This window comes from Halobacillus salinarum (assembly GCF_022919095.1).
Lineage (GTDB): Bacteria > Bacillota > Bacilli > Bacillales > Halobacillaceae > Halobacillus_B > Halobacillus_B salinarum.
Window position 1 is genome coordinate 2,625,270 of sequence record NZ_CP095073.1, and the last position, 22,644, is coordinate 2,647,913.

At 42.5% G+C, this 22,644-nt stretch carries 23 protein-coding genes and 2 pseudogenes; 6 read left to right on the top strand and 19 right to left on the bottom strand.

All coding sequences use genetic code 11. From position 1 onward, the window contains the following. Positions 1 to 68: 68 nt before the first annotated feature. Positions 69 to 302 carry a DUF896 domain-containing protein gene (locus MUN89_RS13495; RefSeq protein WP_244708326.1) on the bottom strand — a complete coding sequence of 78 codons (234 nt, stop codon included), beginning with the start codon at positions 300 to 302 and terminating at the stop codon, positions 69 to 71. A 65-nt stretch (positions 303 to 367) separates the two neighbouring features. Further along, positions 368 to 1,036, bottom strand: coding sequence for a YneB family resolvase-like protein (locus tag MUN89_RS13500; protein WP_244708327.1), 669 nt, complete (start codon positions 1,034 to 1,036; stop codon positions 368 to 370). Positions 1,037 to 1,350: 314 nt separating this feature from the next. Between MUN89_RS13500 and lexA the strand changes: the two are divergent. The 3 genes and pseudogenes from lexA to MUN89_RS13515 all read left to right on the top strand — a co-directional run bounded on the left by lexA (position 1,351) and on the right by MUN89_RS13515 (position 3,119). After that, positions 1,351 to 1,973: pseudogene (lexA, locus tag MUN89_RS13505) on the top strand (transcriptional repressor LexA). Positions 1,974 to 2,077: 104 nt separating this feature from the next. Continuing rightward, complete coding sequence (locus tag MUN89_RS13510) at positions 2,078 to 2,629, top strand: PadR family transcriptional regulator (protein WP_244708328.1); 552 nt, start codon at positions 2,078 to 2,080, stop codon at positions 2,627 to 2,629. Position 2,630: 1 nt separating this feature from the next. Then, positions 2,631 to 3,119, top strand: a complete 489-nt coding sequence (locus MUN89_RS13515; RefSeq protein WP_244708329.1) for a DUF4188 domain-containing protein — start codon at positions 2,631 to 2,633, stop codon at positions 3,117 to 3,119. A 6-nt stretch (positions 3,120 to 3,125) separates the two neighbouring features. On the opposite strand, the gene MUN89_RS13520 is transcribed toward MUN89_RS13515, so the two are convergent. Continuing rightward, entirely contained in the window at positions 3,126 to 3,344 is a 219-nt protein-coding gene (locus MUN89_RS13520; RefSeq protein ID WP_244708330.1) for a hypothetical protein, read from the bottom strand. Between the two features lie 171 nt (positions 3,345 to 3,515). On the opposite strand from MUN89_RS13520, the gene MUN89_RS13525 reads away from it, so the two are divergent. Further along, positions 3,516 to 4,175, top strand: a complete 660-nt coding sequence (locus MUN89_RS13525; protein ID WP_244708331.1) for a DUF190 domain-containing protein — start codon at positions 3,516 to 3,518, stop codon at positions 4,173 to 4,175. A 188-nt stretch (positions 4,176 to 4,363) separates the two neighbouring features. Next, complete coding sequence (locus MUN89_RS13530; protein ID WP_244708332.1) at positions 4,364 to 4,534, top strand: aspartyl-phosphate phosphatase Spo0E family protein; 171 nt, start codon at positions 4,364 to 4,366, stop codon at positions 4,532 to 4,534. 207 nt (positions 4,535 to 4,741) lie between these two features. Here the strand turns inward: MUN89_RS13530 and glnA are convergent, their stop codons facing one another. From glnA to miaA, 8 genes and pseudogenes are all read right to left on the bottom strand, one after another. Then, positions 4,742 to 6,073: a type I glutamate--ammonia ligase gene (gene glnA, locus MUN89_RS13535; RefSeq protein ID WP_244708333.1), complete on the bottom strand. Its 1,332-nt coding sequence runs from the start codon at positions 6,071 to 6,073 to the stop codon at positions 4,742 to 4,744. A gap of 25 nt (positions 6,074 to 6,098) precedes the next feature. Then, complete coding sequence (locus tag MUN89_RS13540; RefSeq protein WP_244708334.1) at positions 6,099 to 6,500, bottom strand: MerR family transcriptional regulator; 402 nt, start codon at positions 6,498 to 6,500, stop codon at positions 6,099 to 6,101. 138 nt (positions 6,501 to 6,638) lie between these two features. Further along, on the bottom strand, positions 6,639 to 7,871 hold the full coding sequence (locus tag MUN89_RS13545) for a methionine gamma-lyase family protein (protein ID WP_244708335.1): 1,233 nt from the start codon (positions 7,869 to 7,871) through the stop codon (positions 6,639 to 6,641). Positions 7,872 to 7,893: 22 nt separating this feature from the next. Then, a complete protein-coding gene (hflX, locus tag MUN89_RS13550) occupies positions 7,894 to 9,129 on the bottom strand; it encodes a GTPase HflX (protein WP_244708336.1) in 1,236 nt (411 codons plus the stop codon). Positions 9,130 to 9,186: 57 nt separating this feature from the next. After that, positions 9,187 to 9,537, bottom strand: a complete 351-nt coding sequence (locus MUN89_RS22085) for a hypothetical protein (protein ID WP_396266111.1) — start codon at positions 9,535 to 9,537, stop codon at positions 9,187 to 9,189. Further along, positions 9,535 to 9,968 (bottom strand): annotated as a pseudogene (locus MUN89_RS22090) (AAA family ATPase); the annotation flags it as partial. The pseudogene MUN89_RS22090 and the gene MUN89_RS22085, both read right to left, overlap by 3 nt. Positions 9,969 to 10,246: 278 nt before the next feature. Further along, positions 10,247 to 10,471 carry an RNA chaperone Hfq gene (gene hfq, locus MUN89_RS13560; RefSeq protein WP_244708337.1) on the bottom strand — a complete coding sequence of 75 codons (225 nt, stop codon included), beginning with the start codon at positions 10,469 to 10,471 and terminating at the stop codon, positions 10,247 to 10,249. A 45-nt stretch (positions 10,472 to 10,516) separates the two neighbouring features. Further along, positions 10,517 to 11,446, bottom strand: coding sequence for a tRNA (adenosine(37)-N6)-dimethylallyltransferase MiaA (miaA, locus tag MUN89_RS13565; RefSeq protein WP_244708338.1), 930 nt, complete (start codon positions 11,444 to 11,446; stop codon positions 10,517 to 10,519). Positions 11,447 to 11,631: 185 nt separating this feature from the next. On the opposite strand from miaA, the gene MUN89_RS13570 reads away from it, so the two are divergent. After that, the gene (locus MUN89_RS13570) at positions 11,632 to 11,991 is read left to right on the top strand and encodes a helix-turn-helix domain-containing protein (RefSeq protein ID WP_244708339.1); all 360 of its coding nucleotides are present in this window, start codon (positions 11,632 to 11,634) and stop codon (positions 11,989 to 11,991) included. Positions 11,992 to 12,087: 96 nt separating this feature from the next. Here the strand turns inward: MUN89_RS13570 and MUN89_RS13575 are convergent, their stop codons facing one another. The 8 genes from MUN89_RS13575 to tdh form a co-directional block, all read right to left on the bottom strand. Beyond that, complete coding sequence (locus MUN89_RS13575; RefSeq protein WP_244708340.1) at positions 12,088 to 12,729, bottom strand: SIMPL domain-containing protein; 642 nt, start codon at positions 12,727 to 12,729, stop codon at positions 12,088 to 12,090. Positions 12,730 to 12,864: 135 nt separating this feature from the next. Then, positions 12,865 to 14,685 carry a DNA mismatch repair endonuclease MutL gene (mutL, locus tag MUN89_RS13580; protein ID WP_396266113.1) on the bottom strand — a complete coding sequence of 607 codons (1,821 nt, stop codon included), beginning with the start codon at positions 14,683 to 14,685 and terminating at the stop codon, positions 12,865 to 12,867. A gap of 31 nt (positions 14,686 to 14,716) precedes the next feature. Further along, positions 14,717 to 17,281 carry a DNA mismatch repair protein MutS gene (mutS, locus tag MUN89_RS13585; RefSeq protein WP_244708342.1) on the bottom strand — a complete coding sequence of 855 codons (2,565 nt, stop codon included), beginning with the start codon at positions 17,279 to 17,281 and terminating at the stop codon, positions 14,717 to 14,719. A gap of 130 nt (positions 17,282 to 17,411) precedes the next feature. Continuing rightward, positions 17,412 to 17,987 (bottom strand): outer spore coat protein CotE, encoded by a 576-nt coding sequence (locus MUN89_RS13590; protein ID WP_244708343.1) that lies wholly within the window; start codon positions 17,985 to 17,987, stop codon positions 17,412 to 17,414. A gap of 170 nt (positions 17,988 to 18,157) precedes the next feature. Further along, a complete protein-coding gene (locus MUN89_RS13595; protein ID WP_244708344.1) occupies positions 18,158 to 18,586 on the bottom strand; it encodes a YlbF/YmcA family competence regulator in 429 nt (142 codons plus the stop codon). Beyond that, a complete protein-coding gene (miaB, locus tag MUN89_RS13600; protein WP_244708345.1) occupies positions 18,586 to 20,157 on the bottom strand; it encodes a tRNA (N6-isopentenyl adenosine(37)-C2)-methylthiotransferase MiaB in 1,572 nt (523 codons plus the stop codon). Before miaB ends, MUN89_RS13595 begins: the two co-directional genes overlap by 1 nt. Positions 20,158 to 20,348: 191 nt before the next feature. Next, complete coding sequence (locus tag MUN89_RS13605; protein ID WP_244708346.1) at positions 20,349 to 21,524, bottom strand: glycine C-acetyltransferase; 1,176 nt, start codon at positions 21,522 to 21,524, stop codon at positions 20,349 to 20,351. Positions 21,525 to 21,543: 19 nt separating this feature from the next. Further along, positions 21,544 to 22,584, bottom strand: a complete 1,041-nt coding sequence (gene tdh / locus MUN89_RS13610; protein WP_244708347.1) for an L-threonine 3-dehydrogenase — start codon at positions 22,582 to 22,584, stop codon at positions 21,544 to 21,546. Between the last annotated feature and the right edge of the window lie 60 nt (positions 22,585 to 22,644).

Genomic DNA, 22,644 nt, shown 5'->3' on the forward strand with positions numbered 1-22,644 from the left:
AATAGAAAGGCGCGGGATTCCCTTCATTTCACAAACAAAGAAACCGTACCTCATAAAAAGGTACGGGCTTAGTGCTTCTTTTCATTTCTTTGCATTTGCTTTACCTTTTCAGGCGTGACATCGTTCCCTTCCGGGTCAATGACTTTCATTCCTTTAAGCTGGTTTTTAAAAGACTTGCGGACATTTTTTAAATATTCCTGGCGCAATTCCTGCTGCTCTTTTTTTTCTTCTTTATCTAAACCTTCTTGTTTGGATTTCTTTGAAAGCTCGTTAATTCGATTAATCTTACCTTTAGATAACATAACGCATACCCCTTTTGTATGGTAAGTTCCATGAAAAAAACAAGCGCCAAAAGGACCCTTGTCTTTTATTTATCGTAACTTGATTCAGCTTTATTTTCAAGTGATACGTATTCACGGTACCTGCGGTGAACCGTCGCTTTCGATACATTGTAACCCAATCCGCGAAGGGTCGCAGCAATATCTTGAAAGGTGAGATTATTGTTCCGGAGGCGAACCACTTCCTCAACCGGAAAATCAATCCTTTCCCTTCCTGGAGCTAAGTGCTGATTAGAAAGATTTTCATTGGGATTGTATCCATTTTGTACAGCTCTCTTCATCCCTCTTCGGATTTTCATATTATGTATTTTCCGCTGGTATTCTTCAACAATGCCCACAATCTGTAAAACCATGGAATCCGATTCCGAGATTTCCATCTCTCCCTCATGGGATAAAGTGAAAATACGGACGCCCAGCTTATTCATTTGATGAAACAAAGCAATCTTTGTATTCCCACGTCCTAATCGCGTTTCATCCTGGATAAGCAAAGTGTCCGCACGTCCATTCGAAAAATATTCAAGGAGTGTAAATACACCTTCCCGTTCGATTTCATACCCACTTGCTTGTTCCTCAATACTGTCTACAATTTCCATTGAATATAAATCCGCCATTTTATTTAATTCTTCTCTCTGCCTTCCAAGAGAAGAAACCTGGGTTTCTTTATCCGTACTCACACGGCAATATAGGATAACTCTCATGATGTGTTCCTTTCCTTCTACTTTCCTTTATTCTACCAGCTATCCTGTAATTACCATAGAGAAATACAAAAACGCTACACTGACCACGAACAAAATGATATAAGTGACATCAAGTTTTGATAGTTTATTAAACATGTACTATTCCCTCCAAATAAGAACGAACGTTCCTTAAGAACCTCTGTTCGCTTTTTGTTAATTCCATTATATACGAACACAGGTTCTTGTCAACAGTTTTTTCGAACGCGTGTTTGTATTTATTTTAGATGCATGGTACAATGTGGTTACTATAATCCTATGTACGAGGTGTCAATTCTATGAGTAAACTTTCAAAGCGGCAGCAGGAAATACTAGATTTTATTAAAGACCAGGTTCTATTAAAGGGGTATCCCCCTCAGTAAGGGAAATCGGACAATCCGTAGGTCTTGCTTCAAGTTCTACCGTTCACGGACATCTATCCAGACTTGAAAAGAAAGGCTATATCAGGCGTGATCCGACTAAGCCACGGGCGATCGAGGTCATAGAGCTGGAAGAAGACCACAGCATTCCAAGAAGCGAAGCTTCTTATGCACCTGTAATTGGTAAAGTTACAGCTGGTTCACCCATTACAGCCGTCGAAAACATTGAGGAATATGTGCCGCTCCCAGACTCTCTCGCAGGCTCGGAACAGAACACCTTCGTGCTGATTGTTCAAGGGGAAAGTATGATTGAAGCAGGAATCTTAAACGGGGATATGGTCGTCGTCAGACAGCAGCAGACCGCTCAAAACGGAGATATCGTTGTCGCGATGACAGAGGATGAGGAAGCGACAGTAAAACGATTCTTTAAAGAGAGAGACCACATTCGTCTGCAGCCGGAGAACGCCACCATGAATCCGATCATCCTTAATGATGTATCCATTCTAGGAAAAGTTGTCGGCTTATACCGTACCGTTCATTAATAAAAGCTGGAAATCAAGAACTACTTGATTTCCAGCTTTTTTTGATGGTATTATATATCATAATGATACATATCATCATGATATATATAAAGGTGGCAGAAAAAGTGGTAAAAATGAACCATACAACTTACGCTATTCTCGGTTTATTAACAGCAGGCTGTCATACAGGCTATGACGTGAAACAAATGATGGACAACAGTTTGAATCACTTTTGGAAAATCAGCTATGGACAAATTTATCCCACACTTCGCCAATTGGCGGATGAAGGATTCGCGGAAGTCAGCACGGCGAACGAGGGAGGGAAACCCGATAGAAAAGAATATGTGATTACGGAAAGAGGCAAGGAAGCCCTTGAGCAATGGGTCAGCGGTCCTCTTTCCTCTTTACCCACTGAGAGAAACGAGCTGCTTCTAAAATTATTTTTCAGCCGCCATCAGCCAGCTGAAAAGGCCATAGCCCAAGTCGAAGCTTACTTGAACAGTCTACAAGAACGCTACAATGCTTATCTCACCATCGAGCATTCCATTCTATCAAGCTGTGCGTTTGATGCTGACGCCAAATACGGGTTGATTACACTGGAATATGGAAAAAAGGTGACGAAAGCTGCTATTGAATGGTGTGAACACACAATACAGCAATTAGAGGAGGAAGAATAAATTGAGAAAAAGAATATATACCGGCCGCAATATTCCGAATGAAGACGGAGTGGTTGTGTTTTTAATTGGTATGAGAGTGAATAAGTGGAGAGCAGTTCATAAATGGCTCCCGGTCTTTAAGGCAATGCCGCCGATGATCAAGGAATTGTACACAACAAAAGACCTCGGCTTTTTATCGATGGAAACATTTGCAGGAATCAGAACGACTCTCATGGTGCAGTATTGGCGGTCTTCTGAACAGTTGATTTCCTATGCTCATAATGAGAAGCATCTAAATGCGTGGAAGAATTTTAATGATAAAATGAGAAACAACAATGCCGTCGGTATTTATCACGAAACGTATCTCGTTCCAGAAGGTAATTGTGAAGGAATATATCGTAATATGCCTCTATTCGGACTAGGTCAAGCGTTAGGTCAAAAGCCAGTAACTAATGACATGCAATCTTCACGGCAGCGATTAAAAAAAGCTGGAAATACTGCTGCTCCTTAAACTCTTTTAAGAGCCCGTTTTACTTCCTTTGTAAGGATAAGCTGACAAAATGTTTTCTTTGTTAAAAGAACGGAGTCCTTGCCGATGAAAACAGTAGGCAAACACTACACTTTTCTTAACTGCAATGACTTTTATTAACCGCTGGGAAAGCTGCTGGTCCTGATCCAAATAAATAATTTCCAGAAGGTCCTGCTTTTCTTTAGACCGCCTAAGTAAAGCATCCACAAAAACCACCCCCAATAAGAACGTTTGTTCTTATTATATGAGTGAACCAAGCTTTTGTATACTTGTAATTTATAGTAAAGATGCTATTGCGTTCAAATAAACAGAAAATTCCTTGGATCATTGTTGATATTTCCAATTTTCGGGTAAAGATAGGGTAAGGAGGTGGATTCATTGGAACCTTACAAAATGGTTAGAATAGTACTCAATGAATTTGAATTTAACGACGAGCATAAGCAGCAGTTTCTATATGATGAAATTTTGGACATTCTTCATAAACATAACTTCCCTGGAGCGACTGCTTACAGGTCTTCAGAGGGCATCAGTGGTGATGGCATATTCCGCATGGCTCTTCTCGAAGACCCCGCTTACAATAACCTGCCTGTCGTAGTCGAATCAGCAGGTAAACACCTGCAGGTAGAAGCAGCCGTTCGTGATTTAAGACTAAGACTTACTAAGGGAGAGATACTCGTTATGGAAGGATATAAGTTGATGAAAGAAGAGCACCTTGACCCTGGAAGGCATTACATGTTGAAAATATTTCTCCAGGAATCACACAAGTGGTTCGAATCCCCGCTTTACCAAACAATACTGGAAGATCTAAATGAGCGAGGTTTTATTTGGACTACTGTAACAAAAGGGATTGAAGGGTTTGGCAGAAATCATCCAATTCATGAAGACTCGTCCTTCTTTTCTTTTCATGCTGCTGAACCTGTTATAATTGAGACGGCAGCCTCCGGTGCAATCATAAATGAAATGATCCCTGCTCTTAGAGAGAAAGTTACCGAGGGATTTATATTTGTAACTCCTGTTGATGTTATCTTAGATCAATGAATGAACACATGTTAAACGTCCGGTAAGCATATTCATGAGTGGGTATAACATCAAACCTACTTTCCGAGGCTGCAGTTGTTTTATTAAGTTTTGTTTGCTAATTGCCACATTTCGACAATTAGTAAGTCTGTTAGATTAGAATAGAACATAATGGAAGTTTTATAATCTAAGAGGCAGGAGCGCTAATAATGAACAGAACTTGTTTAGAAAAACAAATTGAAAAAACCCGCATAAAAATGTATGAAGCTTATAACAACGCTGAACAATATGACGTCGTTTTAAAAATCTCCCAAGAACTTGACGGCTTATTAAACAGACTGCAAAACTTAAGCACCAAGAGAAGTAAGCCCCCTGAGTGACTCCTGTTTCGCCCAGCCTCTTTCTTAAACCTCTCATTCCCCCCACGCCTCTACAGTGACACTCCGCTCTGTTAACTTAATAAGGATTTTGATAATTCGACTGCACCTTGGAGTAGCCTGCTGTGAAAAGTCAGGCTGGCGCCGATATTTAAGGATTGATCTATACACAAAAAACCTCGACGCTTTCTACGTCGAGGTTTTCTTTGTTTAATACGTTTGCAGGTACTGTTCGCGTTCCCAAGGGTGAACTTGTGTCCGGAACATATCCCATTCGATTTCCTTCGCCTCAATGAAATGCTCAAAAAGGTGCTCTCCTAAGGCATCTACCATTACCGGGTCCTCTTGAAGCTCTTCAAGTGCATCGTACAGAGTTCCAGGCAGGTCTTTAATACCGTGAGCTTCGCGTTCTTTCTTATTCATAACATAGATGTTCCGGTCCACTGGTGTAGGAGCTTCCAGTTTATTTTCCACTCCGTCAAGCCCAGCTGCAAGCAAAACAGCCATTGCCATATAAGGATTGGCGGATGGATCCACACTGCGCACCTCAATACGGGTACTTAAGCCCCTGGATGTCGGTACTCGTACAAGTGGTGAACGGTTACGACCGGACCAGGCTACATAACAAGGAGCTTCATAGCCAGGAACAAGTCGCTTGTATGAATTTACCGTCGGGTTCGTGACAGCCGTAAAGTTCGTAGCGTGTTTAATGATCCCCGCTGTGAACTGATATGCTACTTCAGAAAGCTGCTTATCTCCCTTTTCATCAAAAAACGCGTTGCCTTTATCATTGAACAAAGACATGTTTGCGTGCATGCCTGAACCGTTTACGCCAAACAGCGGCTTCGGCATGAACGTCGCATGCAGCCCGTGCTGACGGGCAATTGTTTTTACTACTAGTTTAAAGGTTTGTATATCATCACAGTGCTTAACAGCATCAGAATATTTAAAATCGATTTCGTGCTGTCCAGGAGCTACCTCGTGGTGGGAAGCTTCAATTTCAAAACCCATTTCTTCCAGTTCAAGCACGATGTCGCGGCGGCAGTTTTCCCCAAGGTCCGTAGGGGCTAAATCGAAGTATCCGCCTTTATCATTGAGTTCCATTGTAGGCTCACGGTCTTCACCTAATTTAAACAGAAAAAATTCCGGTTCTGTACCGATATTAAATGCAGAGAACCCTAGTTTTTCCATTTTTTTCAAATTTCGTTTTAAGTTATAACGCGGGCAGCCTTCAAAAGGAGTTTTATCCGGATTGTATATATCACAGATAAACCGTGCGACTTTCCCTTTTTCTGAAGTCCACGGAAAGACAACAAATGTGTCAAGGTCTGGTACTAAGTACATATCGGATTCTTCGATGCGGACAAATCCTTCGATGGAAGAACCGTCAAACATCATCATCCCGTCGAGCGCTTTTTCTAATTGGCTCATAGGAATTTCCACGTTTTTAATCGTGCCCAGCATATCCGTAAACTGCAAACGGATAAAGCGGACATTTTCTTCATCCAGTTTTTTGTAAATTTCTTCTTTAGTTAATCCCATTGCCTCGTCTCCTTCTAAACTATAATTAATGGAAGAATCGTGATAATTCTCCCTGTCTTAACCCTAGTTTACCTTGTCTCCCCGAGGTGAATAATTCCTGCTGTAACATTCGACGGAGTTCTTTTTCAGAAAGTTCATTGTGGACTTCTTCCACGTTTTCATCGATCGCATCGTTTTCCGGGTGCTCGCTAAGCTCTAACACCTGCTTAATACCAGCCATATTCACGCCTTTTTCAATGAGATCTTTAATCTCCAACAAACGATCTACATCATTAAAAGAAAATAAGCGGCGGTTGCCTTCTGACCGGGCAGGGTTCACAAGCTTGTGCTGTTCATAATAACGGATTTGTCGTGCAGAAAGATCGGTTAAAGATTGAACAATCCCCATCGGGAACAGCGGCATGGAACGACGAATTTCATCACTCATCGATGTGCCTCCTCCCAAATGAAATGATACTTTTATTATACGTCATGAAGGTGATATGTCAATGAATGTTAGATTAGTTTACATTCGCATTTTTAAATACGCTTTCACGGCAGATTTTCTACTTACATTAAAAGAGGATTACCGCGTGTTTAACATCTTATCCACTGCAGCTGTTACAGCCAATTTCACGTGGGAATATGTCAGCCCGCCTTGCACGAAAGCAGTATAAGGGGGACGAATCGGTCCGTCCGCAGTCAATTCAAGACTCGCTCCTTGAACAAACGTTCCCGCCGCCATAATAACCGGGTCTTCATATCCGGGCATGGCACTGGGATGCGGAGTCACATGGGAATTAATCGGTGAAGCGTGCTGGATCGCCTGACAGAAACGGATCATTTGCTCAGCTGTTTGAAAAGTAACCGATTGAATTAAATCCGTGCGCGGCGTGTCATAAGAAGGATACGTTTCAAATCCCAGCAATTCCAGAAACCTTGCCGTGAAAATCGCCCCCTTCAGCGCTTCCCCTACTATGTGAGGTGCGAGAAAGATCCCTTGATACATTTCCTGCAGGCTGTTCACTGTCGCTCCTGTTTCCTTCCCCAGCCCAGGAGCCGTCAGACGGAAACTGCAAAGCTCAATCAAGTCCTTGTTTCCTGCAATGTACCCGCCGATTCTAGCAAGACCTCCGCCCGGGTTTTTTATTAAGGAACCGGCCATTAAGTCAGCCCCTGCCTCAACCGGCTCTTTTTCTTCTACGAATTCGCCATAACAGTTATCGACAAATACAATGATGTCTTCCTTTAACGATTTCACATGTTTAATGACAGCTGATAGTTCTTCAATCGAAAAAGATGGACGTGTGGCGTACCCTTTAGATCTTTGAATGGCAATGACTTTGGTATTGGAAGTGATGGATTGTTCAATAGCCGCCAGATCAAAAGTCTCCTCGTTCGTCAATGGAACAGCTTTGTATGAAATACCGAAATTTGAAAGCGAGCCGGTATCTTTCGATGGCTTGCCAATCACTTCAGCTAACGTATCATAGGGTTCCCCTGAAATATACAAGAGCTCGTCCCCCGGACGAAGTACTCCGAACAGTGCAGTAGTGATGGCGTGGGTACCGGAAATAAGTTGTGGACGAACCAAGGCGTCCTCCGTTTTAAAAATATCCGCATATAAGGCTTCAAGCGTATCTCTGCCAAAATCGTCATACCCGTACCCTGTCGTCGGGTGAAAATGAGCATCGCTTACCCGCAGTTTCTGAAAAGCCTCAAGGACCTTCTGCTGGTTTTTCTCTACTCGTTTGTTCACTTGAGCATGAAGAGGCTGGATGCTCTCTTCCGCTATTTGTTTTGCTTCATTTATGTTCATCTTGTCCTCTTCTTCCTAACCCTTATAGAATCTTGTATTTTATTGGATGCTCCGGATGAATATACCCATGCAGAGCATACCCTTCTTTCTCTTCAAAAAAATTTAAACTGGTGACAATACTTGAAGTTTTCACTTCCTGTAAAAGCTTCCCTTCATCGGCAGGAATAAATACATCAAACTCCTGCCATTCATCGTACAGAACTTCCTCAATTTTATGTAAGATCCGCTTAATATCAATAGGATCATGGACACTTACTGTTATAGAAGGAAACGCATGGGGAATAAAATCTTTTGTAAGCAGATCTTTCTTATTATATACGGTAAGCACAGGCAGGTGTCCCGCACCCAGTTCATCAAGCAGACTTAACACAGTCCTTTCCTGATGAACATGATCCGGATGAGAAGAATCTACTAAATGCAAAATAAAATCAGCTTCTGTCACTTCCTCCAAGGTGGAACGAAAAGCCGCAATGAGCGAAGTTGGAAGATCCTGAATAAACCCTACTGTATCTGATAAAAGCGCCTTGAAACCAGAAGGAAGGGTTACTTGACGTGTCAACGGATCAAGCGTAGCAAAGAGCAGGTTCTCCTCGAAAGAATCACTTTCAGTCACCCGGTTAAAGAACGTTGATTTACCGGCATTAGTATAACCGACGATAGCCATTTGAAAAGCTCTGTTTTCTTTTCTTCTTTTTCGATACTGTTCCCTCTGCTTAACCACAGCATCCAGCCGCTTTTTAATATCATCAATCCGCCTTTGAATATGCCGGCGGTCTGTTTCAAGCTTTGTCTCACCTGGTCCACGCGTTCCAATTCCGCCGCCAAGACGAGATAGGGCAGTTCCCTGCCCAGCTAAGCGAGGCAGCAAATACTGCAGCTGGGCAAGTTCAACTTGCAGCTTCCCTTCTTTAGTCCGGGCACGGCTGGCGAAAATGTCCAAGATCAGCTGGCTTCGGTCTATAACCGTCCGTTCCAGTTTATCCGATATATTTCTTAACTGTCCCGGGGACAGTTCATCATTAAATATAATTAGATTGGCGTTAAGTTCATCTGCCAATTGTTTAATTTCTTCTAACTTTCCTTCCCCAAGAAAGGTGGCAGGATGAACACGGTCTCTTTTCTGCGTCACTATTTTACACACTTCACCGCCTGCCGTCTCTGTTAAAGACTGCAGTTCTTCCAGTGAATAAGTAAAACGGTGCTCCTGTTCATTGGGACTTTGTCTTGCTACGAGTATGACTTGTTCTTTTTCCATCATCCTAAACTCCCTCTTTCCTCACCTTGCTTTTACTAAATCATAACAAAAGTTCAAAGGCTAATGATACTCGGACCTTGTTAAAGCCGTGAAATCCTCAGCTTCGAGAGTCATCAGCGCGTTTTTTTTCGGATTACTGCTTGCAATAACTCTCCAGGCATGCTTGCGTATAGCTTCTTCAATTAAATTGCGGACATACCTGGCGTTGGAAAAATTGTAAGGAGTGTGGGAACATACAGAAAGCAAATGGTCATAAAGTTTTCGTTCAGCCTGTAGGGTTAAGCGATAATCTCTTTCTTCCAACATCGTTTGAGCTATAGCAGCAAGCTCCGTTGCAGAGTAATTATCAAAGTCTAGTTGAATAGGAAAACGCGAAGCAAGCCCTGGGTTTATGCTAAGAAAATGTTCCATTTCATATGGGTATCCAGCAAGGATAATGATGAGCCTGTCATGATGATCTTCCATACATTTGACTAACGTATCTATGGCTTCTTTCCCAAAATCTTTCTCTCCTCCGCGGGCAAGTGAATAAGCTTCATCAATAAACAGCACACCCCGAGCGCCTTATGAATTAAGTCTTTTGTTTTTTGAGCCGTATGTCCGATATATTCTCCAACTAAATCAGATCGGTCAGCTTCGATAAAGTGGCCCTTCTCGAGAACTTCCATCTCTTTAAATATTTGAGCGACCATCCGGGCAATCGTAGTTTTTCCAGTACCTGGATTTCCCTTGAATACCATGTGTAGCACTTGGACGTTAGATTTCAGACCCAGGTCCTTACGCTTCTTAGCAATAAGCACTTGAGCATATATTTCTTTCATACGCTTTTTCAATTCTTCCATTCCAATAATATTGGCAAAAAATTCATCAATGCGCTGAAAAGGTGGAATGGCGGATTCTTTTGATTTTGTCTGCTGGACGCTTACCGTGGAGGTATTTGTTTCATTCAGCACGATATTTATCGTCCTTAGACGGGCGGATTTAGCTTGCGGTTGCACATGGATCCCTCCTCATTTCCTTTCATCATACGCGTCATATGGAGAACCTGTGACATCCGCCCATTAAATTCGCGAGAATCTTTCCATCAAAAAGCGGACGCTTAAAGGCGTCCGCTGAATTCTTATTCTTTATCCAATGTCACGTTTTTCATTGGAGCAAAAGTGGAAATCGCGTGTTTAAAAATCAGCTGCTGTTTGCCATCGGTTTCAAGTAAGACGGTAAAATTATCAAATGCCTTTATTACTCCACGCAGCTGAAAACCATTGAGTAAAAAGACAGTAACTTGAATGCGTTCTTTTCTTAACTGATTTAAGTAATTATCCTGAATATTTACGGACTGAGCCATGAATCTGCCTCCTCTTTTCTATCTGTATTAGTACCATTCGATATCCTATTTCAGCATTCCTGCTAAATCACGTAAAATTGTTGTAAATTCATTCACATAATTCTTTTCGGTAACCTCATACCAACGCACATCCATTTTATTCTTAAAATACGTGTACTGCCTTTTTGCATACCTTCTTGAATTCCGCTTCAATAATTCTACGGCTTCATCAAGTGGATATTCGCCTTTAAAATAAGGAATAAATTCTTTATATCCGATCGCTTTCATCGATTGCGCCTCTTCAAGCCCCTTCTCATACAAAGCTTTTACTTCTTCTAACAGACCATTCTCCATCATTTCCTCTACTCTGCGGTTAATTCGCTCATATAACGCTTCCCTTTCCATTTCCAACCCTATTAATAAAGGGTGAAACGGAGAAGCGGCAGCCTGGTCCTCCTGGTAGTCGCTCATTACCTTCCCTGTGCTCTCGAAAACTTCCAGCGCTCTGATGACCCGCCGCTTATTATTTGGGTGAATCCTCTCTGCCTGCCGGGGATCCACCTCAATCAAACGGTCATACATCACTTCCGGTCCGTAAGTATCCCAATCCTTTTCAAGCTTTTCCACTATCCTTGTATCTTTGGGCTGATTGGAAAAGTTGAAGTTATAGAGCGTAGCCTGTATGTATAATCCAGTACCTCCCACAAGGACCGGAAGTTTTCCACGGGCAGAAATATCATAAATTAAGGCTTGCACCATTTTTTGAAATTCAGCGACAGAAAAGGGCTCATCCGGTCGTTTAATATTAATCATATGATGAGGGACACCTTCCATTTCTTCATTCGTCACTTTAGCTGTACCAATGTCCATTCCCTTATAGATCTGCATGGAATCACCACTGATCACTTCTCCATCAAACGCTTTGGCGATTTCCACACCCAGCTTTGATTTTCCAACCGCTGTCGGTCCCACCACAGAAACTACTGCTGGCTTCATAAACTCCACCTTCCTTACGTTTCCCATTATACATGAACCCTTACAGAATCATACCTCAAGCCTCAAACTAACGTATACCGTTATCATAAGTAACGAAATCCGTTATTAAAAATCAAAAAATTCGTTAGTTATACTATCGCATTTCGTTAGTTTATGGTATTATGTAAAAAAGGAGGCGTCTTTTCGTGGTACATGAAAGAATTCGATCCCTGCGTAAAGAACGACGGTTGACACAAACAATGCTCGCTCAAAAAGTCGGTGTTTCTGCTCAAGTGGTATCCAATTGGGAACGGCAATATACTTCCCCGGACATTGAGGACTTGTCGAAGATCGCTCACGCCCTCCATACGACAGCCGATTATTTACTCGGGTTAAGCGATGAGACAGAAGATGAAATGAGAGAAATAAAAGAACATTTGAAAACTCAGGGGTACGACCATCCGGTCTTTTTTGACAAACAAGCCTGGTTTGGTGTACAGCCTGAAGAAATAAAGCAAATTGAGAATTATTTCCGCTTTCTCCTGCAGCAAAAAAATATATCATGATTGCTCATATAAACAGGCAAACCATGAAGAGTTAACTTCAACGATCTTATGTTAACTTGTCATGGTTTTTTTATAGTCTTCATTGAGGTATTTCTTTTATCGAATATACTCAAATTTCGCTTCCACGCTCGCCGTAATCTCTAACTTCCCTGGCTGAACCGGTGTTGACGAAGCACTAAACGACTCTGCTTTCATCATCGTACGGGGCCGGGGGCCTTGTGTCGACGTCTCGAGGATTTGTACAGGTTTAGGTACTAATTGTACTTGAATGGTAGATGCAATCGTTCTCGCCTTAACTAACGCATCGTCAACCGCAGAACTTAACGCTTGCTGTTCATAGGTATCAGGATTTCTCAGTGTAAACTGTATGCCGGCAATTTTGTTCGCTCCGTTTGCAGCCGCACTGTCGATCAGACTGCCAATCATGGATATGTCAGGGACCCGTATCCGAATCATATGTGTCACTACATAGCCTCTTAAAATTTGTTTCCCGTCTTCGTAATCATATTTAGGATAAATGGAATAATCGCTTGTCTGGATCTGCCCCTCCCCTACCCCGAATGACAGGAGCGATTGCAGGATTTGATGCATGATCACGGCATTCTCCTGCTGAGCAGTCGTTACATTTTCATTTTCCGTAACCACCCCTAATTCAACCTCTGCCAAATCAGGCTCAGCTGTAATACTCCCCTCCCCTCTTACAGTCATATGCGGACGATGATGGTGTTCATTTGTCATACGCGCAAATCCCCCTCTCTATTCAGTTCATGATTGAAGTTATTAAAATATGCACCCACAAAAAAATCTTCTGCATTGCAGGCAGAAGATTTTTTTACAAATATTAAATAGATTGCCCTTTTTTGGACAGCAGCGTTACATTACGCGTTTGAACATTTTCTCCATTTCATACTCTGAGAAAAATACAATGATGGGCCGACCGTGAGGACAAGTAAATGGATCTGTTGAATTTCTTAAATCCTCCAGCAGCCGCAGCATATCGGAATGATTTAAATAATGATTGGCTTTAATGGATCGTTTACAGGACATTAAAATCGCCGCTTCTTCTCTAAGCTTTCCTATATCCACACGATCCTCATTGACCAGCTGGTCTATCATTTCCTTAATCACTTCTTCTTCGAATCCTTTCGGGAACCATTGCGGGTGACTGCGAATAATGTATGTCTTTTCTCCAAATGGCTCAAAAAACAAACCGGCTTCAGCTAGCTGTTCCTTATATTCTTCAATTTGCAAGGCTTCCTGATGTGAGAATTCAAACGTTATTGGGACGAGCAGCTCCTGTACTTCATGATTAACTTCGGCTAATTTTTCCCTGAAAAATTCATATTTGATCCGCTCTTGTGCAGCATGCTGGTCAACGATGTACATCCCATTTTCATTTTGCGCAATGATATAAGTACCATGCACTTGACCAACAGGATACATAGCCGGCACACGTTTTGGCTTCTCTTGGCGTATTTCGTTTTCCGTAGTTTCAGGTGGAAGATTTTTGCCTTCTTCATATATTTCTTCAGGTTCCTGCATTTCCTTTATGACGTTCTGCTGTTCATTAACAAACCGACTGTCCTCTTGTTCAACAAGCTGTTGAAACGCGGTTTCCCTTTGCTGTTGAGCTTCTTCTTTATGAACATCATATAAGTTCAACGCTTCTTGCTTCACGCTTTCTTTTTTCGGCCTCGCTTTTGTATCGGCCGCGTGCGGAATCAGCGTCTGACCACGGAAGGTCGTCCTGACGGCTTCCTCAATTGCTTCAAATAGTTCTTTTTCTTTACTAAAGCGTACTTCCAGCTTGGCAGGATGGACGTTTACATCCACTAGAATAGGATCCATTTCAATATTTAATACAGTAATGGGGCTTTTCCCGATTGGAAGCAGCGTATGATAGCCTTGTAGAATCGCTTTATTTAATGCAATGTTTCTAATATAGCGCCCGTTAATGATCGTAGACATATAATTTTTGGATGCCCTTGTGATCTCAGGTTTAGCCACGTATCCTTTCACAGAAAAGTCCAGCGTTTCCGTTTCGATGCGCACCATTTTTCTCGCAACGTTTACCCCGTATATCTTAGCAATGACTTGAAGAAGATCTCCTCTTCCGTTTGTTTGAAACAATTGTTTTTCATTATGAGTGCACGTGAATTTCACTTCCGGGTGGGATAACGCCATTCGGTTGAGGACATCTGTAATGTGTCCAAGCTCTGTATGAATGGTTTTCATATATTTCAAGCGGGCCGGTGTATTAAAAAAGAGTTCGTTTACAGTAATGTCCGTCCCCTGACGTGCATCACTTTTGGACTTTTTTATGAGCTTTCCTCCCTCAAGTTCTAAGCACGTTCCCGCTTCTTCACCTGTAGAGGAGTGAATTCTTAGACGGCTGACCGCCGCGATGCTTGCTAGGGCCTCACCGCGAAACCCCAGTGTCCGCACGTGGAACAAGTCATGTTCACTGGAAATTTTGCTCGTAGCATGACGGAAGAAAGCACGTTCACAATCGTCTTCCTCCATCCCCGCTCCATTATCCCGAATGTGGATTCTTTCCAGTCCGGCTTCTTTTAAATCGATTTGTACCCATGTACTGCCGGCATCCACACTATTCTCCACAAGCTCTTTTACTACAGAGGCCGGGCGTTCAACAACTTCTCCTGCCGCAATCTTATTCGACAAATGATCCGGCATCAGCTGAATTTTTGCCACGTAAGTTCCCTCCTTATGATTTTAGCTTTTTTTGCAAACGATATAACTCGTTCATGGCATCCATTGGAGTCATTTCCATAAGGTTTAATTGTGACAGCTGCTTTTCAAGATCCTCATTCTCAGCTTTTGGTTTCTTTTGTCGGGCTTCTTCCACAAACAGACTCAATTGTTGCTCCTGACCAGCCGCCGCTTCATTCCGAGCAGGATTTTCAAGCAAGGCTAATAATTCCGATGCCCTGTCTATGAGTGAAGAAGGCATCTCAGCAAGCTTGGCTACATGAATGCCATAGCTTTCATCTGCTGCCCCCTCTTTTATTTGATGAAGAAAAATGACATTTCCTTCGTATTCCTCTGCACGTACGTGTACATTTTTCAACCGGTTCAGCTCATTCTCCAGCGATGTCAGCTCATGGTAATGAGTGGAAAAAAGCGTTTTGGCGCGGATATGCTCATGAATATGTTCGACAATGGCTTGAGCAAGCGCCATTCCGTCGTACGTACTTGTACCCCGGCCTATTTCATCTAAGAGAATCATGCTGTTTTCTGTCGCATGACTCAAGGCATGATTAGCTTCTAACATTTCGACCATAAATGTACTTTGCCCGGAGACGAGATCATCTGCTGCTCCAATTCTTGTGAAAATCTGATCAAAGATTGGAAGATTGGCAGATTCACAAGGAACAAAACTGCCCATCTGCCCCATGATAGCCGTGAGTGCAAGCTGCCGCATATACGTACTTTTCCCTGACATATTAGGACCTGTTATGAGAAGGATATCCGTCTCATCATCTAAATAAATGTCATTGGGTACAAAAGTTTCTTCTTTCATCACTCGTTCCACTACGGGATGTCTGCCCTTTTTTATATCCACAGTCCGTGTCTCGTGATACTCCGGCTTAACGTAATCATGACTCTCAGCAGCCTCTGCAAATCCCTGAAGTACATCAATTGTACTTAGTTGATCCGCAAGCAGCTGCAGCTTATGCACAAATGCTTTCACCCGTTCACGCACTTGCAAAAATAATTCGTACTCAAGCTCCACTCCCTTTTCTGACGCTTCTAAAATTAACGCTTCTTTCTCTTTTAACTCAGGTGTGATAAAACGTTCAGCGTTTGTTAACGTCTGCTTGCGTTCATAGCGATCTTCAGGCAGGTGTTTTAAATTAGCTCTTGTCACCTCTATATAATAGCCAAACACTCGGTTATAGCCGATTTTTAACGACCGGATTCCAGTCGCTTCCCGTTCCTTAGCTTCCAACTCGGCAATCCACTGTTTCCCGTTCGCCTGTGCATGCCGGTATTCATCTAACTTACTGTTAAACCCGTCCCGGATCATGCCGCCTTCTTTCAGTGTCTGCGGCGCATCCTCTGCAATGCTCTCCTCAAGAAGCTCTTTTAGTTCCGTTAATGGATCAATCGACTGGTACAGACGTTCAATCGATTCATTAGCGAAATCCTGAAGAATCTTCAAGATCTCCGGTACTCGAGAGAGCGATTGGCGCAGCTGGATCAGATCGCGGGCGTTTACGTTTCCATAAGCAACCCTGCCAGCCAGACGTTCTAAATCATAGACTGAGGTGAGCTGTTCCCTTAAAGATTCCCGTTCAAAGAATTGTTCCAAAAGCCCTTCTACCTGCTGGTGACGGAGCTCGATGTCCTGCCTGCTTAACAAAGGGCGTTCCATCCATTTTTTAAGCATGCGCGCCCCCATTGAGGTAATCGTGCGATCGAGGATTGAAAGAAGACTGCCGGATTTCCCTTGCTTCCTCAACGTTTCCACTAATTCCAGATTCCTTTTGGAATACATGTCTAAAGCCATAAATTGCTTTAGTTCAATCACATCTACAGGCCGAAGATGTTCAAGTGCACGCTTTTGTGTATGCTGGATATACTGTAACAAACGGCCAAAACCAATGAGAAATTTTTCTTGATGAATGTTTTCCGTTAAGGGCTGGAATTCATCATCGATTTCTGTACGATCCTCTATGGAAACCGTATAGCCAAGACGTTCTTTTAATCCTTCTACTTTATCTTCGTTAAGGTCGCTTCCAATGACTATTTCCTTTACAGGGCGGGTGTACAATTCACTTACAGCGGCTTCGAAACCATCCTTTACTAAGGCAATGCTCGTTTCTCCAGTAGTTAAATCATTGTAGCTGACCGTACATGTTCCATCCGCAAATTCAGTTAAAGATGCTAAATAGTTGTTTTCTTTTTCATTCAGCATACTTCCTTCCATAACGGTCCCTGGAGTGATTAATTGAACGACCTCCCGTTTTACTACTCCTTTAGCCGTTTTCGGATCCTCCACCTGCTCACAAATCGCTACTTTGAATCCTTTTTCCAACAATTGCTTTATGTAATTTTCAGCAGAATGATAAGGAACGCCGCACATCGGAATCCGGTCTTCCTTGCCACCGTCCCTGCTCGTTAACGTAATCTCAAGTTCTTTAGAGGCTTTCAAAGCATCCTCAAAAAACATCTCATAAAAGTCACCGAGTCGAAAAAATAAAAAAGCATCCTTATATTGTGCCTTTATTTTTAAGTATTGCTGCATCATAGGTGTGTATTGTGCCATTCAATAATCCCCCAAAACGTACAAAATTCGTCATGAGCTCATTATAGCATAATAAAAGGACCCCATTGAACGAGATGGGCTTGTCCATATAAAAAAGAAATCCTCGCTGAATCAGCAAGGACTGTGGTCTCTAATCATTGTTATGGTCGTGGCTGTCTGAAGAGGATGGGAGGAAGTCCGTTTCAATTGCTGAAAACTCATCCGATGATAATTCAAAATCGTAATCATCCTCATTATCACAACCGTGAGGATCAACTTTTACACATAATTTGGTTTCACCGATGACATCTACGACAAACTCTCTTTCTACCTCTACGCAGATTTTTTGGCCTTGGGCACAAATATTCGCTTCAAGGCAATTGGGCTGCTGAACAGCCTTGGCAATGACTTCTACATCGTCATGAACACAATTGTGATCCTTAACAGCAAGCGGTACTTGATCGCAATAATTTACCCGTTCTGTGACAACTTCTGTTTTCGTATTATCATTATACGAATACCAGACGTTAATGTCGTAGCTGCCGGACACTTCGACGTGATCGCCTTTCTTCTTTGCATTGTAAATGTGGTTAATGACCCAGCACCCCAATATACTGGTTGGGCGGTGAGAAGGGCTGATCGTATGTTCAGCTTCTGTGAATTTTTTTCCTTTTCCAATTACAGCCTTCGTGATGATTTCTCTGTAATCACGTTCAAAAAATGACATAGGATTCTCTCCTCCTTATTCTACCACCCATCCTATGCTTGGGCTGGGCGGTTGGTGACTAAAAATAATAATGGCTTTAGGACGTGTGTAATTCATTCTATGCAAATGCCCATAGAATTGTACAAAAAAAATCCGTCAGAAGTGAAAACCTTCTGACGGATGGCGTCAAATTAGTGATTACAAGATGTTTGATTATTTAATTGTGACCCCGTTTCCCCTTTGAGAACGTCTCCTCCCGTAGAGCGGATCACTTCATTGGAAACTTCACGGGAAATTGTACTTGAAACCATTTGCAGTATATCATTAATGACCATTTGGGATTCTTTGAATTCAGCAACGACAGGAATTTGATCGAGCTCTTCCTGCAGACGGTCGATCTCTTTTTCTACTTTTTCGAGCGCTTCTGTTTTTCCATACGCTTGGAAATTCACGGCTTGTTTCTGCAAAGCTTTAATCCTTTGGATATAGTCCTGGACCTTTTTATTTTCATTCAGCTTAGCTTCCAGTTGTTTAAAACGGTCAATTTCCTCGATATCTGCCATCATTTTGGCAAGCTTATGAGCTTCTTCCACCACTTGCTTTCTAGTATATTGAGCCATTATTTCACCTCTGCTCTTTCCTCAACCATTTCGCCGTCCAAGGACCAGGTTTTTGCTTTCACAATTTTAACCGGTACAATCTGGCCGATGGCTGATTTAGGACCTGTAAAATTAACGAGTTTATTACGCTTCGTATGTCCTGCTAAAACATCTGGATTATTCTTACTTTCTCCCTCGACGAGGACTTCCACAATTTCGCCTTCATACTTCTGCATCGCTTCTGCAGAGTATTGATTGACTATGTGATTTAACCGCTGCAGCCGGTCTTTTTTCTCTTCCATCGGAATGTTATCCTTCATTTTAGCCGCAGGAGTGCCCTCTCTTGGGGAATAAATAAACGTATAAGCAGCTTCAAAACCGACTTCCTCCACGAGTGATAACGTATCCTGGAACTGTTCTTCCGTTTCATTCGGGAAGCCCACGATAATATCCGTGGTCAAAGTAGCCTCCGGCATCGCTGCACGAATTTTTCGAACAAGCTCCATATACTGCTCTCTTGAGTACTTACGTCCCATGATCTTAAGCACATCGGAATTGCCGCTCTGAACCGGCAGATGAATGTGATCAAGCATGTTTCCACCTTTAGCGAGAACTTCAATTAAGCGATCATCAAAATCGCGCGGGTGAGAGGTTGTAAACCGGATCCGCGGGATATCAATTCCGCGGAGATCATCCATTAAATCGCCTAACCCGTATTCCATATCCAAATCTTTTCCGTACGCATTTACATTTTGACCAAGAAGCGTGATTTCTTTATACCCTTGGGCAGCGAGGTGTCTGACTTCCTGGATGATATCTTCAGGCAGACGGCTCCTTTCCTTTCCGCGTGTGTAAGGCACAATACAGTACGTACAAAATTTGTCACAGCCGTACATAATGTTGACCCATGCTTTAATGTTGCCTTTTCTGGAACGGGGAAGATTCTCTATAATATCCCCTTCCTTCGACCAGACATCAATGACCATTTCCTTGCCGAACATGGCCTCTTTCACAAGCTGCGGCAACCGGTGAATATTATGTGTTCCAAAGATTAAATCAATGAACGGATGCTTTTTCAAGATGCGGTTTACTACAGATTCTTCTTGGGACATACACCCGCAGACACCGATAATTAAGTTAGGATTTTCCATTTTAAGAGGCTTTAAGTGACCGATTTCGCCAAACACTTTGTTTTCTGCGTTCTCACGGATCGCACACGTGTTCAGCAGGATCACATCGGCTTCCTTCGTATCTTCCGTTGATTCATAACCCATCTCTTCAAAGATACCTGCCATTACTTCGGTGTCATGTTCGTTCATTTGACATCCATACGTGCGGATTAAATATTTTCTTCCTTTCCCAACTCTCTCCATGTCTTCAGGAATCGAGAAATCATAATGAAATTCCACCTTTTGTTTGCGTCGGCGCTGAGCATCCCGCAAATTAGGAGGCTGATAGGTCGTTTCAAAATATTCCATAAAATCTTCGCTGCTTTTTTCTTTAATCCGCTTCAAGTTATCCTGGTCGGATTTTACGTCCGCTGGATCTATTTGGCGAATTTGCGTCATTTGTTTTCGTTGTTCTTCGTTCATGGTTATCTCCTTTCAGAAAGAGCCTGCTAACTGCCTTATTATATCAGGATTCACCCACTTTTTTAAGTGCCCAAACATGCCTTCCTTTTAATGCAGGCAGTTGTCCAACCTCTAACCACTAATTATACTACAAAAAGGATTGGAAAATAAAGATAGACCGCTAAGATAAGCCTTAACGGTCTATACGTTATTTAAATAATCGCTAACTTTCTGCCTGCTTTTTCAAAAGCATCAAGCGCTTCCTGCAATTCTTCTTTCGAGTGTTCCGCTGTTACGATCGTACGAATCCTTGCTTTTCCCTTTGGAACAGTAGGAAAAACGATTCCTTGAGCGAATACACCTTGTTCAAACAGTTCGTCCGAGAACTTATGGGTCAGCGCATCATCGCCGATTAGCACAGGAGTTACCGGTGTCTGGCTTATGCCGGTATCGAATCCGAGCTTAGTTAATCCATCTTTAAAGAACTTCGTGTTTTCCCAAAGCTTTTCAATCAGCTCCGGTTCTTCTAATAGCACGTCAATGGCTGCAGCATTGGCCGCTGTAACTGCCGGGGGATGAGAAGTGCTGAATAAGAATGGACGGCCTTTATGAATTAAGTATTCTCTTAACGTTTTCGTGCTTGCTACATATCCGCCGAGCACACCTATTGCTTTACTCAGTGTACCTACTTGAATATGAACACGGCCATCTAGATTAAAATGATTGACCGATCCTCTTCCATTGCTGCCAAGGACACCGCTGGCATGAGCATCATCCACCATCACCAGGGCATTGTATTTTTCGCAAAGCTCGACAATTTCAGGTAATGGAGCAATGTTCCCATCCATGGAAAAGACACCGTCCGTAACAACCAAGCGTGTCCGGTAATCTTTACTTTCCTTCAGCGCCTCTTCCAGTGATCCCATATCAACGTGTTTATATATCTTACGGTCTGCTTTTGTCAAACGAATACCATCGATGATGGACGCATGGTTTAATTCATCTGAAATGACTACATCCTCTTTGCCAAGAATAGAAGAAAGCACGCCTTGATTAGTTGTAAAACCCGACTGAAAAACGAGAGCAGCCTCGGTATGCTTAAATTCAGCAAGCTTTTTTTCAAATTCCTCATGCATCGATAAGGTGCCGGCAATGGTACGAACAGAACCCGTACCCACGCCATACTTTTCGTTTGCCTGATCTGCGGCTTGAACAAGTCTGGGATGCGAAGTAAGTCCTAAGTAATTGTTAGAGGAAAGCTGAATAACTTCTTTTCCTTTGATCTTTACTTTAGAACCTTGTGCTGATTCAAGTGGAATCAAGTTTCTAAACGTTCCCTGTTCTTTCATCTGATCGAGCTCTTCTTGCAGATACTCAAAACCCTTCATTAAGAATCCTCCTTGTCAATTATGGGTGCAATACTACTTTACCGCACTTTCCTTCGTTCATTAAATCAAATCCATATTCAAACTCTTCCAATTTCAAATGATGAGTAACCATAGGCTTGACATCTACCTGCCCGGAATGAAGTAGGCGGGAAACCTGCTGCCAAGTTTCGAACATTTTTCTTCCTGTAATTCCTTGGACATGAATACCTTTGAAGACTATATCATTGGTGACGTCTAAAGTTACTGGTTTTGCCGGCAGACTTAAAATAGACATTCTGCCGCCATTGGTAATCATTTTGAATCCTTGATCCATCGCTGCCGGATGCCCGCTCATCTCACAAACAACGTCTACTCCATGACCATTCGTCAAAGCTTTCGCTTCCTTTACAGGGTCAACGTTTCCAGAATGAATGACAGCAGACGCTCCCATCTGTTTGGCCAAATCCAAGCGGTACTCATTTAAATCGAAGGCCAGGACTTGGGATGCTCCAGCTGCTTTTGCTACTCCTACAGCCATTAATCCAATGGGACCACACCCGATAACAGCAACGGATTTCCCTGCCACCTCTCCGTTTAAAACCGTGTGGACAGCATTCCCCATCGGCTCTTGTACGGAGGCGATATCGGTCGGCATGTCCTCAGGATTACGCCAGAGGTTTTTGGCTGGCAGTGCTACGTATTCCGCAAAACAACCTTGTGTATCTACACCAATAATTTTTGTATTTTCACAAATATGATACTGTCCGGTTAAACATTGGGGACAATCGCCGCATACGAGGTGCGTTTCAGCGCTTACATAATCTCCAATAGTAAAATTATTTACCTTTTCGCCAACTTCTACTACTTCTCCTGCAAATTCATGCCCGAATACATAAGGAGGCTGAACGCGGCTCGCAGACCATTCATCCCAATTATAGATGTGCACGTCTGTGCCGCAAATGGAAGTTGCTTTAACTCGAATCAATACTTCTTCTTCTCCTATAGAAGGAATCGAAACTTCTCTAAGTTCGGCACCTACTCCTCGTTGATGTTTAACAATTGCTTTCATAGTTCCATTCACAGTGAACACTCCCGTTACATTCCTCTTTAAACAAAAACTAATACTACCACAATCTTAACA